Here is a 14882-nt window from a genome sequence, read left to right on the forward strand (position 1 = left end):
AGATAAGCGTCTTCGCTTAACGAACCGAGATCACCCGATCCGTAGAACGGGACACCTCATCGAAACGAGGAGGACGGATGAGGTTGCGGACGGTAGTGGTCACCGCGTTCGCCGCGGCCGCGCTGCTCGGCGGCTGCGCCGCCAACGAGGGCGACGGCGGCGACAAGGTGGCCTCGGTCAACCAGGGACAGAAGCCGGGTGGCGAGCAGGCCGCCGCGCCGGACGGGAAGTCCGACGAGGACAAGATGCGCGAGTACGCCCGCTGCATGCGTGAGCACGGTGTCGACATGCCCGACCCGCAGCCGGGCACGAATGGCATGCAGCAGTCCATCGAGATCAAGAAGGGCGAGGAGGAGAAGATGCGGGCGGCCGGCGAGGCCTGTCGCAAGCTGCTCCCCAACGGTGGTGAGATCAAGCCGCCGACGCCGGAGGAACTGGACAAGATGCGCCGCGAGGCGCAGTGCATGCGTGAGCAGGGCATCGACATGCCCGACCCGGACCCGGGCAACCCCGGGATGCGGATGGGTATCGACGCGAGCGACCCGAAGAAGTTCGAGGCCGCCGCGGAGAAGTGCGGGCTCGGCATGAGCATCGGTGCGGCCCGGGCGGAGGGCAAGTGAGCGAGCACGACGGTCCCGCGCAGGTCAGGCGGGGCAAGCGAACCCGGTGGCTGGTGGTCGGCCTGGTCGTGGTCGCGGTGCTGGCGACCGGCACGGTCGTCGTGCTCAGCCAGGTCGCCTCGGGTTCGGACGGCAACCGGCCCGCGGCGGCCCCGCCCGCGGCGACGGCCCAGATCGAGAAGTCCGACCTGGCCGAGCGGGAGACCGCGAGCGGCACGATCGGCTACGGCACGGCTCGCCAGCTGCCCGCCGGCCGCAAGCCGGGGACGCTGACCTGGCTGCCCGGTGTCGGCGAGAAGATCGAGCGCGGCGGCAAGGTCTACGAGATCGACGCCAAGCCGGTCCCGCTGTTCTACGGCGCCACGCCGTTCTTCCGCGACCTGGCCGACGGCATGACCAACGGACCGGACGTGAAGGTGCTGGAGGAGAACCTGCGTGACCTCGGTTTCGGCGGGTTCGGCAAGCCGGACGAGAAGTTCACCGCGGCGACGGCGAACGCCATCAAGAAGTGGCAGAAGAAGAACAAGCTCGACGAGACCGGCACGGTCAAACCCGGCGACGTCGTGGTGCAGCCGGGCGCGGTCCGCGTCTCGGAGGTCAGCGCCCAGCTCGGCGGCGAGGCCACCGGCAACCTGCTGAAGGTCACCGGCACCGAACGCGCCGTCGTCGTCGAGCTGGACGCCGACAAGCAGGCCATGGCCAAGGTGGGCAGCAAGGTCGACGTGCAGATCAGCGGCGGCAACAAGACCACCGGCACGGTGACGGCCGTCGCGCCGAAGGCGCCCGGTGACAACCAGGGCATGCCCGGCCAGGAAAGCGAGTCCAAGCTGGAGGTCACCGTCGCGGTGGACGACCCGGGCGACGTCGACACCGGTTCGGCCGAGGTCGCGTTCACCACCGGCAAGCGCGAGGGCGTCCTGACGGTTCCGGTCGGCGCGCTGCTGGCACTCGTCGAGGGCGGTTACGCGGTCGAGGTCGTCGAGCCCGCGGGCCGCAGGCTGCTGCCGGTCGACCCCGGCCTGTTCGCCGACGGCAAGGTCGAGATCAAGGGCAACGGACTCGCCGAGGGCATGAAGGTGGTGACCACGTCGTGACGCCCGTGCTCGCCGTGTGCTCCGCCAGCCGTACCTACCCCGGTGGCGTCCACGCACTCCGGGACGTTTCACTGTCCATTTCGGACGGTGAGTTGGTCGCCATCGTCGGACCGTCCGGTTCGGGCAAGTCGACCCTGCTGCAGTTGATGGGCACGCTGGACCGGCCCTCCGACGGGCGGATCGAGATCCGCGGCAACGACGTGGCCGAGCTGTCCGACCGCGAGCTGTCGGCGTTGCGGTCGCGCTGGATCGGGTTCGTGTTCCAGCAGTTCTTCCTCACCGACGGGGTGACCGCGGTGGACAACGTCGCCACCGGCCTGCTCTACACCGGTGTGCCGAGGCGGCAGCGCAGGAAGCTCGCGCTGGCCGCGCTCGACCGGGTCGGGCTGGCGCACCGGGCCGGGCACCTGCCCGGCGAGATGTCCGGCGGGGAGAAGCAGCGGGTGGCGATCGCGCGGGCGGTGGTCAACCGTCCGCCGATCCTGCTGGCCGACGAGCCGACCGGCAACCTCGACACCGGCAACGGCGCCTCGGTGCTGCGGCTGCTCGGGGAACTGAGCGCGGAGGGCACGACGGTCGTGCTCATCACGCACGACCGGGACATCGCCGCGAGCGCGCCACGCCGCGTCGAGGTGCTGGACGGCAGGCTGCGCAGCGACACCGGCGCACCCGAGCTGGTGGCCCGGTGAACCCCGGGGCGCCGCCGAAGCCGGCGCGGCTGAAGCCGGCCGACATCCTCGCGCTGGGGGCACACGGCATGCGTACCCGTCCGGTGCGGGCGGTGCTGTCCGCGCTCGGTATCGCCATCGGCATCGCGGCGATGGTGGCGGTGCTGGCGATCCCGGCGTCCAGCAGCAAGGCGCTGGCCGACCAGCTCGCCGCACTCGGCCCGAACCTGCTGCGGGCCGAACCCGGCAAGACGTTCGGCGGCGGTGACGCGAAGCTGCCGGACACCGCCGTACCGATGGCACAGCGCATCGCGCCGGTCACCGGTGCGTCGGCGACCGGGCAGCTGAACACCTCGGTACGCCGCACCGACAGGGTGCCCGAGGCGGAGACGTCCGGGCTCGGGGTGCTGGCCGCGACACCGGACCTGGTGCCGCTGCTCGGCGGGGAAGTACGCAGCGGGAAGAACCTGGACGCCGCGTCGGGCCGGTACCCGGCGGTGGTGCTCGGGTCGATGGCCGCCAGCAGGCTGGGGATCGAGTCCGTCGATCCGGGCAAACCGCGGCAGGTGTGGATCGGCAACCAGTGGTTCACGGTGGTCGGCATCCTCGGGCCGATGCCGCTGGCAGGCGAGATCGAACGTTCCGTGCTGGTCGGCTGGGACGCGGCCAAGCGGTACCTGGGCTTCGACGGCCACCCGACGACGGTGTACGTGCGGGCCAAGGACTCGGCGGTGGAGGACGTCCGCAGCGTGCTCGCCGCGACGCTGAACCCGGCGCAGCCCAACGAGGTCGACGTGCAGCGACCGTCCGACGCGCTGGCCGCGCAGCAGCTGACCGAGTCGTCGTTCAGCGCGTTGTTCCTCGGGCTCGGCGGGGTGGCGCTGCTGGTCGGCGGGGTCGGTGTCGCCAACACCATGGTGATCTCGGTGCTGGAAAGACGCAGGGAGATCGGGCTGCGGCGGGCACTCGGTGCCACCCGAGGGCAGGTACGCGGGCAGTTCCTCGCGGAGTCGGTGCTGCTGTCCGGGCTGGGGGGCGCGTGCGGGGTGTTACTCGGGGTCGCGGTGGCCGCGGGGTACGCGCTCAGCAGGGACTGGCCGGCGGTACTGCCGGTGGAGGCGCTGCTCGGCGGGGTCGTGGTGGCGGCGGTCGTCGGGGCCGTCGCCGGTGCGTACCCGGCCATGCGGGCGGCGAAACTGCCTCCGACCCAGGCCCTCGCGTGAGGGGTGGCGGGGACTCGTCGGGGGGTCCCCGCCACCATTACGGTCGCGGGTTATGACAAACCGAAGAGAGTTCCTGCGCTGGCTGACGGTCGCCGGGGTCGGCGTGACCGCGGCGGGGGTGCTGCCCGCGGCAGCACGGGCGGAGACCGGTGTGACCGTCGTCCGCGGCGGCACGGTGATCGACGGGACCGGCGCGCGGCCGCGGCAGGCCGACGTGGTGCTGGTCGGCGAGCACGTCGCCGGGGTGGGCCACGGCGCGCCGGTGCCCGAGGGCGCGGTCGTGGTCGACGCTCGCGGCCGGTACGTCATCCCGGGCCTGTGGGACATGCACACCCACGGCTCGGACCTGGTCGAGACGTTCCCGCCGCTGCATCTGGTCAACGGTGTCACCGGGATCCGCGAGATGTGGGGCTACCCGGAGAACCGGGCCGTCCGCGACCGGATCGAGCAGGGCACGCTGCTCGGCCCGCGGATGATCATGGCGAGCAGCATCGTCGACGGGCCGGTGTCGCTGCTGGCTCCGCCGGTGACGAAGGTGTCCACACCGGACGAGGCGCGGGCCGCGGTGCGTACGGCCAAGGCCGAGCGCGCGGACTTCGTCAAGATCTACTCGTACCTGACGCCGGACCTGTTCGCCGCCGTCGCCGACGAGTCGTGGCGGCAGGGACTGCCGTTCGGCGGGCACCTGCCGTACCGGCTCACCCCCCGGCAGGCGTCCGATCTGGGGCAGCGGGTCTTCGAGCACCTGCACGCGGTGTACTTTTCTGCCTCCAGCAGGGAGGCAGAACTGCGCCGGGTGCTGGACGCGACGCCGTTCGATCCGGCCGACCCGAGGGCGTTCTTCCGCGTGGCGCGGGCGCTGGAGCGGGAGGCGGCGCTGTCCTACGACCCGGCCAAGGCGCGGTCGCTGTTCGCCCATCTCGCGCGGCGGGACACCTGGCAGTCGCCGACGTTGAAGGTGAACCAGGTGATGACCTCGCCGGCCGACACCTTCGCGAACGACCCGCGGCTGCGTTACATCCCGGACTGGCTCGAGCAGTTCTGGGCGCAGACCATCAAGAACAACGCGCCGGTCACACCCGAGGAGATCGCGGCGTACCGGGCGTACTTCGAGGCACAGTTGCGGCTGACGAAGGCGGCCTGCGACGCCGGTTCGGGGATCCTCGGGGGTACCGACTGCCTGAACCCGTACGTGCTGCCCGGCTTCGGCACGCACGACGAGCTGGAGCTGCTGGTGCGGGCGGGGCTGTCGCCGATGGCGGCACTGCAGACGATGACCCGCGACGCCGCGCGTTTCCTGGGGCTGGGGCACCGGTCGGGCACACTGACCGCAGGCAAGTGGGCCGATCTGGTGGTGCTCGACGCCGACCCGCTCGCCGACATCCGCAACTCGGCGAAGGTGCACGCCGTGGTGACTCGCGGCAGGCTGATCGACGCGGCACGCCGCGAGGCGATGCTGGCCGAGGTGGAGAAGGCGGCGCAGCAGCCGCCCGACCCGGCGCGCCTGGCCGCCCTCCACGCCCGTCCGCAGTGCGCCTGTGCCTGAAAGCACGTGAAGGCCACCTTCAGTACGTCTCACGTAATGAAGGTGGCCTTCACGAGCTTGCGCCCGGGCTCAGCCCAGGTGCTCGACGACCCACTCGACGCTGCGCAGCAGCTGGCTGACGTCGTCCGGCTCGATCGCCGGGAACAGGCCGACCCGCAGCTGGTTGCGGCCCAGCTTGCGGTACGGCTCCACGTCGACGATCCCGTTGGCACGCAGCACCTTCGCCACCGCGGCGGCGTCGATGTCGTCGGCGAAGTCGACCGTGCCGACGACCTGCGACCGCAGCGCCGGGTCGGTCACGAACGGCGTCGCGTACTCGGTCTTCTCGGCCCACTCGTAGAGCCGGCTCGACGATTCCCTCGTCCGCGCGGTCGCCCAGTCCAGCCCGCCGTTGCCGAGGATCCACTCGATCTGGTCGGCCAGCAGGAACAGCGTGGCCACGGCCGGGGTGTTGTAGGTCTGGTCCTTGCGGGAGTTGTCCAGCGCCGTCGGCAGCGACAGGAACTCCGGCACCCACCGGTCCGACCCGCCGATCTCGCCGACCCGCTCGACCGCCGCGGGCGACAGCAGCGCCACCCAGAGGCCGCCGTCGGAGGCGAACGACTTCTGCGGGGCGAAGTAGTACACGTCGAAGTCGGCGGCGTTCACCGGCAGGCCGCCCGCACCGGAGGTCGCGTCGATGGCGATCAGCGCGCCGTCGCTGCCCTCGGGCCTGCGCACCGGCACCGCGACGCCGGTCGACGTCTCGTTGTGTGCCCAGCCGACCAGGTCGGCGCCCTGCTGGTAGGCGATCTCCGGCGCGCTGCCCGGCTCGGCCGAGACGACGATCGACTCGCCGAGGAACGGCGCACCCGAGGTGACCTTGGCGAACTTGCTGGAGAACTCGCCGTAGGTGAAGTGCTGCGCCCGCTCGCGCACCAGGCCGAACGCGGCGGCGTCCCAGAACGCCGTCGTGCCGCCGTTGCCGAGGACGACCTCGTAGCCGTCCGGCAGGGAGAACAGGTCGGTCAGCCCGGCCCGCACGCGGCCGACCAGGGACTTGACCGGCTTCTGACGGTGGGAGGTGCCGAGGTACTTGGCGCCTTCGGAGGCCAGGTTCGCCAGTTGCGCGGGGCGTACCTTGGACGGCCCGCAACCGAAGCGCCCGTCCTCAGGCTGGAGTTCGGCGGGCAGGGTCAGCTCGACGTCGGTCATGCCCGCAGTCTGTCAAACCGTCCCATTGGACTGGACGGCCTCCCACTGCTTAGGAACGCCAGCCGTCCGGATCCACGCCGCCGGGCACGGGAGCGGCCGGGTCGTACGGGGTGCGGGTGAAGATGAACGTCGCCAGGTCGAGGTGGGTGGGCGTGCCGTCGGCGGCGCGGCAGGCCCGCAGCGTCTCGCCCGCGTAGTAGCCGTCCAGGCCGATCCAGGTCCCGTCGCCCGCGGGACGGAACCGCGACGCCCGCCCGGCGCCGGACGTCGGCGCGAGGCTCAGCCAGCCGCCGGGCAGGATCCGCAGGTGGTGCGGTGCCGGCCCCCAGTGCCACAGCCCGGTCAGCGCCAGCAGCTCCGGGTCGACCTCGGTGGGCTGCCACTCCGGTGGCAGCCGCGGCTCGTAGTCGTCGGCGATGCTGATCAGATCCAGCGTGACGCCCAGGATGGCGACGCCGGACGTGCTGTTGGTCAGCGCCAGCGCGCCGGTGCCGGTGGCGGCGTCGACGATGCCCGCGGCCAGGAAGCCGGGCATCGACCCGGTGTGCCCGGCCAGCCGCCTGCCCTGGTGCCGCAGCACCTGCAGGCCGAGGCCGTAACCGGCGGTCCAGGTGTCACCGTCGTCGACGGTCGCCATCTCCCGCATCTCGGCGACCGTGTCCGGGTGCAGCACCTCGCCGGTGTCGCCACCGACGAACGCCACCCAGCGGGCCAGGTCCCGCGCGGTCGACCAGAGCTGTCCCGCCGGCGCCATCGCGCCGGCGTCGTGCTCCGGCTCGGGCAGCACGACGTCGGCGAACGGGTGCACGGCCCAGCCGCTCGCGTGCCGCCCTTCCGGCCGAGGCGTCGTGCGCGACATGCCCAGTGGCTGGAGAATCTCCGCCCGCAGCACGTCCAGCCAGCTCTGCCCGCGCAGCCGTGCGATCAGCTCGCCGAGCACGCCGTAGCCGGCGTTGGAGTAGTGGAACCGGCTGCCCGGCCGCAGCCGCACCTCCTCGGCGGGCAGGGCGGAGGCCAGCGCGGCCCAGTCGCCGCCCTCGGTGCGTTCCCACCACTGGCCGGGCGACTCCGCGGTGATCCCGCTGGTGTGCGCGAGCAGCTGCGCGACGGTCAGCGAGCCGAGCGCGGTGCCCGGCACGTGCTTGTCGACGGCGTCGTTCAGGTCCAGCAGGCCCTCGTCGCGAAGCCGCAGTACCTGCGCGGCGACGATCGACTTGGTGATCGAGCCGAGCCGGTACTGCGTGTCCTCGTCGGGTGCGGTGCCGTCGACCGTCCCGCGCGCTCCGGACCAGGCGATCCGGCCGTCCCGCACGACGGCGGCCACCAGGGACGGGGCGCGGTTCGTGGACTGTTCGACGGCGATCCGGCGGAGCAGGGCGAACTCGGTGGTCTCCAGCATGCGGGCAATTCTGCCCAGTCACCGCACCAATTGGCTGGGTGAGGTCGCCGTGGTGTGCACCACGATGTCGAACGTGCTGGTCAGCGACGCCGTGGACAGGGTGTAGGCGTTGGCGTCCTGACCGGTGACGTACAGCGGGTGGATCATCCGCGTGGTGAGCGGGGCGGCACGCCACCGCCGCACCTGGGCGGGCGCGTGCGCCTGCGTGTCGAGCACGAAGAGCCCGGGCCGGGCGGACTCCAGCGTCGCCTCCAGCATGCCCGGCGCGGGCGGCCCCACCGGGTGCGGCGCGGGGCCCTCCGGTGGGATCCCGGAGTTCACCGAACCGGAGCCGAACGTGACGCCGACCGAGACGTAAGCCGGTCCGAGCCGCCTGCGCAGGTGGCCGCCCGCCCAGGTCCCGGTCATCGACCCGAACGGCATGCGAAACGTCGCCTCGGGTGCCGCCGCGGTGTGCGCGCTCGCCGCCCAGTAGGCGATCCGGCCGCCGGCCGTCCGCTGCCACCAGCCGACGGTGTCGGCGATGAACCGCTCCCGCTCGGCGGAGAACCCGTCGGCCGCGTAGTACTCGTGCCAGCCGAGCACGGTCCGCGCGTGCTGCGCGGCGTACTCGTCCCGCGGATGCAGGCTCTCGACCAGCCGGTTCACCCTGCGGGCGGCGTCGATGCGGGGCTGCCGCTCCTCACCGGACATCCGCAGGTACGCCAGCAGGTGCTCGTGGCGGGGCAGCGTCGGGCGGATGGTCGCCAGGTCGCGTTCCAGCTCGGCCATCCGGTCCGGTGCGACCCCGCCGACGTACCGGCTGATCGCCTCGAAGCTGGACTCCCGCAGCACCAGCAGGTCCGCGCCGAGGTAGCGCACCTGGTCGGCGTGGGTCTCGTTGTACGCCCGCATCCAGCGCAGCAGCCCGGCGATCTCCTCGGTCGCCCACAGCGGCGAGGACATGTCGGCCACCAGCGCGTCCGGGTCACCCTCGCCGGTGCGCACGTACCGGTCGATGTCCAGCCCGCCCGCGAAGTCGTTCTCGAAGGCCACCGTGCGGAAACCCTTGTGCTCCACCAGGTAGCGCACCATCCGGTGCTTGAGCCGGAACTGCTCACGCGACCCGTGGCTGGACTCGCCGAGCCCGACGACGAGCGCCCCGCCCACCATGCGGCCGAACGGGCGCAGGTCGTGCGACGGCGCGGCGGGATCGGCCGAGTCGAGTACCGCGGCGTGCCGGTCGATCCAGCGGGTGACCGGGTCCTGCCCGGCGGTGGCCGTCGCGGTGCCGGAGAGCACCAGCGCGGCGGTGGTGAGGCTGATCAACGTCCATCTCATGACGGGCCCTTTCTGCGAACGGGCCATCAGCGTGCGAGGCGGCGCGATGTCACCACATCCGTCAGCGGGCGACACCCGCGCGTACGTCCGTCAGCTCAGCAGGCCGCGCTTCATCGCCGTGGTGACCGCCGCCGTCCGGTCGGAGACGCCGAGCTTGCCGAACGCCCGCACCAGATGGGTCTTCACCGTCGCCTCGCTGATGTGCAGCGCCCTGCCGATGTCGGCGTTGGTGCTGCCGGCGGCGACCAGCCGCAGCACCTCCAGCTCACGGCCGGACAGTGGCTGCCTGCCCGGTTCCCGTACCCGGCTGACCAGCCGCCCCGCGACCGTCGGTGCCAGTACGGTCTCGCCACGGGCGGCCGCGCGGACCGCCTCGGTGAGGTCGGCGCGGGAGGCGTCCTTGAGCAGGTAACCCGCCGCACCGGCTTCCACCGCGCGCAGGATGTCGGCGTCGGTGTCGTAGGTGGTGAGCACGACGATGCGCTGCCCCGGCGTTTCCGCGCGGATCCGCCGGATCGCGCCGACTCCGTCGAGCCCGGCGGGAAGTCTCAAATCCATCAGGACCACGTCCGGCTGCCGTACCCGGTGCAGCGCGACGGCCTCCTCACCGGAACCCGCCTCGCCGACGACGGTCAGGTCCGGCTCGGCCTCCAGCACCCCGCGCAGGCCCTCCCGCACCACGGGGTGGTCGTCGACCAGCATCACCCGGATCACGCGGGCACCTCCAGCCGCACGGTCGTCCCCTTTCCCGGTGCGCTCGTCACGGTCAGCCTGCCCCCGACCTGCTCGGCCCGCACCCGCATGCCGGACAGGCCGAACCCCGCCGCCGGCTGCCCCGGGTCGAAGCCGGTGCCGTCGTCGGTGACGGTCAGCACCACCAATTCGTCCACAATGGACAAGTCGACCACGACCTCGTCGGCGGCAGCGTGTTTGCGGGCGTTGTGCAACGCCTCCTGTGCCGCCCGCAGCAGGACGACTTCGGCTGCGGTGTCCAGTTTGGGCAGTGGGTCCACCGTGCACCGGGCGGCGTCGAGGTTGTCCGCCAGCCGGGTGACCGCGTCGGCCAGCGAACCGTCGCCGAGCGCGCTGGGGGTCAGCGCGGCGACCATGGCCCGTGCCTCGGCGAGGTTCTCCCGCGCGGTGCGCCTGGCCATCTCCAGGTGCCGCCGGGCGGCGGTCACGTCACTGTCCAGTTCGGACTCGATGGCCTGGGTGAGGGTGACGATGCTGGTGAACCCCTGCGCCAGGGTGTCGTGGATCTCGCGGGCCAGCCGCTCGCGTTCGGCGGCGGTGCCCGCCTCGTGGGACAGCCGCGCGACCTCGGCGTTGCTGGCCTCCAGCCGGGCGATCAGCTCGGCTTGCCGCTCGTTCTGCGTGGCCACCCGGTGAATGGTTACGCCGATCAGCACCGACAGCGACCCGAAGATCAGGGCGGGTGGCAGGAAGTCGGACAGGATCACGTCCCAGCGGCCGCCGCGGGTAGCGACGAACAACGTGGCCGGCACGAACGAAAGGCCGATCACCACCGTCAGCGCGTACCGCAGCGAGAGGAACCAGAACGCCTGCGAGATCAGCGCCGCCGACCCCCACACGGTGTGTGGCGCCAGCACCACCGCACCGGCGAACAGGACCCCGGCCACCGCGAGGTAGACGACGCCGCGGGCGTTGTTCTCGGCCGCGTCGAGCAGGTGCGGCCTGCCGAAGAGCCAGTACCAGACCGCGATGGCGGCCAGCAGTCCGACGGCAGCGAGCCGCCTGCCGAGCGGGCCGTCACCGGCCAGGAGACCGACCCCGGCGCCGATGGCGAGCGAGGCGGCGAAGTACAGCTCCCAGTGCTGCCGGAGGTGCCAGGCCGGTGCGCTCACTCCGTCCGGTTGGTCCACCGGAACACCAGCCGGCACAGCAGCATCCCCGCCCCGCACCACGCCAGCAGCACCACCGCGGTCAGGCCCAGTTCCCATGTTCCCGCCATTTCGATCGTCGCCGCGTTGTCCGGCAGGAAAGCCGAGCGTAGCCCCTGCGCTATCCACTTCAGCGGGAATAACGCACCGATCTGCGCCATCACGTCGGGCAGCTGACCGATCGGGATGTACACACCGGAGGCGAACTGCAGTCCGAGGAAGACGAAGTTGATGCCGGCGGACGCGCCGTTGGCCGTGCGGGCCAGCGAACTCGCCGCGATTCCCAGTGCCGAGCAGGAGATCGTGCCCAGCGCGAACACCCAGGCGAGCGTGAGCCAGTCCGTCGCGGTACCGGGCAGCCGCAGGTCGAACAGCAGCATGCCGACGGCGCCCAGCAGGATCACCTCGGCGACGGTCGCCACCGCCACCAGGATGATCTTGCCGATGAAGTAGCTGGTCAGCGGCATCGGCGTGCCACGCAGCCGCTTCAGCGTGCCGTTCTCCCTGTCCAGTGCCACCCCGGTGCCCATGCTGACGAACGACGTCGACATGATCCCGGCACCGATCATGCTCGCCGTGAACACCTGACCGACCGAGATGCCGGTGCCGTCGATCTGCCGGTCGAAGATCGACCCGAGCAGGACGAGCAGGAACGCGGGCAGCAGGAAGGTGAAGACCACGAACTCCTTCTGCCGGAAGAACTGCCGCAGCTCGGCGCCACCTCGGGCCAGGCCGACGTCCAGCACGCCCGGCAGTTTCGCCTCCAGTGTCACGGCTTCTCTCCGATCAGCTCGAGGTAGACGTCCTCCAGGCTGGGTCTGGTGACGGTCAGCTCGGCTGGTTCGGCACCGTCCGCGGACAGCTCGCGGACCAGCCGGGCCGGCGTCTCGGTGCGTTCCTCCCGTAGGTGCTCGCCCGCGCGCCAGCGCACGGTCGCCACGCTCAGGGCCCGCCCGCCCAGGCCGGCGGGGGTTCCCTCGGCGACGATCGAGCCGCCTGCGAGTACGGCGGTCCTGTCGGCCAGTGCCTCCACCTCGTCCAGGTAGTGCGACGTGAGCAGGATGGTGGTTCCGTCGTCGGCGAGCAGCCGGATCAGCTCCCAGAACCGCCTGCGGGCCTTGGGGTCGAACCCGGTGGTCGGCTCGTCGAGGAACAGCAGTTCCGGCCTGCCGACGATGCCCAGCGCCACGTCGAGCCTGCGGCGCTGGCCACCGGAGAGCGCGCGGACCCTGGTGCCCGCCTTGCCGTCCAGCCCCACGTGGTGGATGACCTCCTCCGGCTCGCGGGGATTCGGGTAGCAGCGGGCGAACAGCCGCACGCTCTCGGCCACCGTGAGCTCGGCGGCGTCGGTGGCGGTCTGCAGCACGATGCCGATCCGGGCCCGCCACGCCCGTCCCGCGTTGCCGGGGTCCTCGCCGAGCACCTCGGCCGTGCCGCTGGTGCGGCGGCGGTGTCCCTCCAGGATCTCCACCGTCGTCGTCTTGCCCGCGCCGTTCGGCCCGAGCAGGGCGAAGACCTCGCCGCGTTCGATGTCGAGGTCGATCCCGGTCACCGCGACGTGCCCCGGGTACTCCTTGCGCAGTCCGCGCACTCTCACCGCTGGTCGCATGCCCCGATGCTGCTGCCCGGGTACCGGCCCCGGTGAGATCCGGCGGGTTGAATCCGGCTGTCAATCGAACGGTGGACGCACGAGCCGGTCGAACGCGAGGTCGAGCGAGTCGCGCAGTCTGGCGCGGTCGGCGTCGGACTCCGCGTGCAGCATCCGGGGGCCGTAGCCGTCGACCATCATCAGCACGTCCTCGGTCAGCTGTTCCGCCTCGACGTCGGTGCGGATGACGCCCTCGTCCTGGCCCCGGCGCACGAGGTCGGTCGTGAGCTCGCGGGCGACGGCGTAGTCGGCCCTGATCCTGGCCTGCCAGTGGGGCCGGGTCGCCGCGCGGGCGCTGAACGCGTAGATGATGGCCAGCTCGGCCCTGGCCTGTTCGTCCAGCGGCAGTGAGGCGTGGACGAACTGGAGCAGGACGTCGGCCAGCGAACCCTCCGGCTCGACGGCCTCCCAGCGCTGCACCATGATCTCGCCGGTCATCTCGAACGCGAACTCGAGCAGTTCCTCCTTGGCGGGGAAGTACTTCTGCACGGCGCCGGGTGAGATGCCCGCCTCCGCGGCGACGGTCCGGACGCTGACCTCCTCGATGCCGTCCCTGGCCACGACCCGCAGCAGGGCGCCCGCGATCCGCCGCCGCCGCTCGTCCCGGTCCACCACCTTGGGCACCCGCGTCACCTCCCGGTTGACAGTAGCTTTAGAATACATTCGTATTTTAACCAGGGGGCGAGATGACCACGGTGAACAAGCGACGGGACGAGCAGAACCAGCTGGCGGCGGCGCTCACCAAGGGGCCGGCCGAGGTGCTGGACTTCCTGCTGCCGTTGTGGGTGGGCAGCCAGCTCGGCGCGTCGGCGGCGGAGGTCGGGGCGCTGACGGCCGTGGAGACCGCGGTGTCGTTCGTGGTCCGTCCGGTGGCCGGTGCGCTGGCCGACCGGCTGGACCGGGCACGCCTGGCCGCGTTCGGCGCCGTCCTGTATGGACTGTCGTTCGCCGGCTACGCCGTGACGCCCTCGATCGGGCCCGCGTTCGGTGCCGCGGTGCTCGGCGGTGCCGGTGGCGCGTTGTTCTGGGTGGCGTTGCGGGCACGGGTCGGCGAGGGGCTCGGTGGCGACGACAAGGCGTTCGCCAAGCTGTTCGCCGCCGAGGGCGGTGGCACGGCGATCGCCTTCGTCGCCGCGATGTCGCTGGTGTCCAAGATCGACTATCGCGGGGTGTTCTGGCTGGGGGCTGCCGCGTGTGTCGTCGCCGCGGGTGTGCTGCTGGCGCCGTCGCCCGGCGTGCGGTCACGCGGGTCGGCGGGGCCGAAGTTCTCCCAGCTCGGCAAGCGGATGCGCCCGATGCTGGCGCTGGTCGTGGTGACGGCCATGGCCGAGGCCGGTGTCGCCCTGCTGTTGCTGATGCACCTGCAGCGCGGGCACGGCTTGCAGCTGGGACAGATCGCGGCGGTGTTCCTGCCCGGGTTCCTGGTGTACAGCTTCCTGCCCGACTACCTGCACGGCGTTGTGCGCAGGCTCGGGCGGACCCGCGTGCTGTCGATCGCCATGGTGTGCAGCGCGGTCTTCGCGGCGTCCCTGTCGTTCGCGCCGAACCCGTACGTGATCGCCGGGATGTGGATCCTGTCCGCGGCGGCCTTCGCCGCGACGATCCCGGTGGAGCAGGCCATCATCGCCGAGGCGGCGGGGACCAGCCTCGGCCGCGCCATGGGAATCTACGAGAGTGCGTCCCTGCTCGGCGCGACCATCGGGACGTTCGTGGCCGGCCAGCTGTACGGCACGGGCGGGGGCTGGCAGGCCGCCTGCTTCGGCGCGGCCGGGTTGCTGCTGGTGACGGCGCTGGTGGTGCGGCCGGCGGTGCGGAAGGTGGCGGTCGCGGAGTTCCCCGCGGCGGTCGAGCCCGTGCCGGAGCCGGAGCCGGTGCGCGAACGGCCCGGCCGGAAGCAGGACGTCGGCCACTGGGCCGTTCACGTCGGTCTGTTCGCCGCCGGGCAGGTCGCGTTGTACGTCGCCGGGCACTCGTGGCCCGTGCTGGCGCTGGCCGGGGAGCTGACCGGCAACCAGCTGTGGAACTCCTCCGGCCACTGGCTGACCGACGTCAGCCGGATCTGGTGCTTCGTGTTCGTGATCGACACGGTCTGGACCTGGGGAGCCTGGCTGTTCCGCCGTCGCTAGCCCAGTCCGCGCGCCGGGGCCCCGCCAGAGCACGTGAAGGCCACCTGCATGACGTGTGACGTCAGGGCCCCGGCAAAGTCGGGAGTCGTGGGCGCGATTGCCGTGAGGGCCCCCTTCACGGCATCAGACGCCACCACATCCGC

Annotated in this window: 14 protein-coding genes; 6 read left to right on the forward strand and 8 right to left on the reverse strand. The window is 71.9% G+C overall.

All coding sequences use genetic code 11. The features are described from left to right. The first annotated feature begins 77 nt into the window (after window positions 1–77). The 5 genes from EWH70_RS23150 (at window position 78) to EWH70_RS23170 (ending at window position 5151) form a co-directional block, all read left to right on the forward strand. Window positions 78–620 (forward strand): hypothetical protein, encoded by a 543-nt coding sequence (locus EWH70_RS23150; protein ID WP_130477576.1) that lies wholly within the window; start codon window positions 78–80, stop codon window positions 618–620. After that, complete coding sequence (locus EWH70_RS23155; protein WP_130477577.1) at window positions 617–1714, forward strand: peptidoglycan-binding protein; 1098 nt, start codon at window positions 617–619, stop codon at window positions 1712–1714. Before EWH70_RS23150 ends, EWH70_RS23155 begins: the two co-directional genes overlap by 4 nt. Continuing rightward, window positions 1711–2403 carry an ABC transporter ATP-binding protein gene (locus EWH70_RS23160; RefSeq protein ID WP_130477578.1) on the forward strand — a complete coding sequence of 231 codons (693 nt, stop codon included), beginning with the start codon at window positions 1711–1713 and terminating at the stop codon, window positions 2401–2403. The genes EWH70_RS23155 and EWH70_RS23160 overlap by 4 nt, the downstream gene beginning before the upstream one ends. A 68-nt stretch (window positions 2404–2471) precedes the next feature. Further along, complete coding sequence (locus EWH70_RS23165; protein WP_130477622.1) at window positions 2472–3605, forward strand: ABC transporter permease; 1134 nt, start codon at window positions 2472–2474, stop codon at window positions 3603–3605. Between the two features lie 52 nt (window positions 3606–3657). Next, window positions 3658–5151 (forward strand): amidohydrolase family protein, encoded by a 1494-nt coding sequence (locus EWH70_RS23170; RefSeq protein ID WP_130477579.1) that lies wholly within the window; start codon window positions 3658–3660, stop codon window positions 5149–5151. 69 nt (window positions 5152–5220) lie between these two features. On the opposite strand, the gene serC is transcribed toward EWH70_RS23170, so the two are convergent. The 8 genes from serC to EWH70_RS23210 form a co-directional block, all read right to left on the reverse strand. Next, entirely contained in the window at window positions 5221–6345 is a 1125-nt protein-coding gene (gene serC, locus EWH70_RS23175; protein WP_130477580.1) for a phosphoserine transaminase, read from the reverse strand. Window positions 6346–6394: 49 nt separating this feature from the next. Then, window positions 6395–7744 carry a serine hydrolase domain-containing protein gene (locus EWH70_RS23180; protein WP_130477581.1) on the reverse strand — a complete coding sequence of 450 codons (1350 nt, stop codon included), beginning with the start codon at window positions 7742–7744 and terminating at the stop codon, window positions 6395–6397. An 18-nt stretch (window positions 7745–7762) separates the two neighbouring features. Then, complete coding sequence (locus EWH70_RS23185) at window positions 7763–9064, reverse strand: erythromycin esterase family protein (RefSeq protein ID WP_165436370.1); 1302 nt, start codon at window positions 9062–9064, stop codon at window positions 7763–7765. A 90-nt stretch (window positions 9065–9154) separates the two neighbouring features. Further along, the gene (locus EWH70_RS23190; protein WP_130477583.1) at window positions 9155–9778 is read right to left on the reverse strand and encodes a response regulator; all 624 of its coding nucleotides are present in this window, start codon (window positions 9776–9778) and stop codon (window positions 9155–9157) included. Then, the gene (locus tag EWH70_RS23195; protein ID WP_240687152.1) at window positions 9775–10947 is read right to left on the reverse strand and encodes a sensor histidine kinase; all 1173 of its coding nucleotides are present in this window, start codon (window positions 10945–10947) and stop codon (window positions 9775–9777) included. Before EWH70_RS23195 ends, EWH70_RS23190 begins: the two co-directional genes overlap by 4 nt. After that, entirely contained in the window at window positions 10926–11738 is an 813-nt protein-coding gene (locus tag EWH70_RS23200; RefSeq protein ID WP_130477585.1) for an ABC transporter permease, read from the reverse strand. The genes EWH70_RS23195 and EWH70_RS23200 overlap by 22 nt, the downstream gene beginning before the upstream one ends. Next, window positions 11735–12574 carry an ABC transporter ATP-binding protein gene (locus EWH70_RS23205; RefSeq protein WP_240687153.1) on the reverse strand — a complete coding sequence of 280 codons (840 nt, stop codon included), beginning with the start codon at window positions 12572–12574 and terminating at the stop codon, window positions 11735–11737. The genes EWH70_RS23200 and EWH70_RS23205 overlap by 4 nt, the downstream gene beginning before the upstream one ends. 60 nt (window positions 12575–12634) lie before the next feature. Further along, window positions 12635–13237, reverse strand: coding sequence for a TetR/AcrR family transcriptional regulator (locus tag EWH70_RS23210; protein ID WP_130477586.1), 603 nt, complete (start codon window positions 13235–13237; stop codon window positions 12635–12637). Window positions 13238–13299: 62 nt separating this feature from the next. Here EWH70_RS23210 and EWH70_RS23215 point away from each other — a divergent pair, with 62 nt between their 5' ends. Continuing rightward, window positions 13300–14739 carry an MFS transporter gene (locus EWH70_RS23215; RefSeq protein WP_130477587.1) on the forward strand — a complete coding sequence of 480 codons (1440 nt, stop codon included), beginning with the start codon at window positions 13300–13302 and terminating at the stop codon, window positions 14737–14739. The last annotated feature ends 143 nt before the right edge of the window (window positions 14740–14882 follow it).

The sequence above is a fragment of the Amycolatopsis suaedae genome (assembly GCF_004214935.1).
GTDB lineage: Bacteria > Actinomycetota > Actinomycetes > Mycobacteriales > Pseudonocardiaceae > Amycolatopsis > Amycolatopsis suaedae.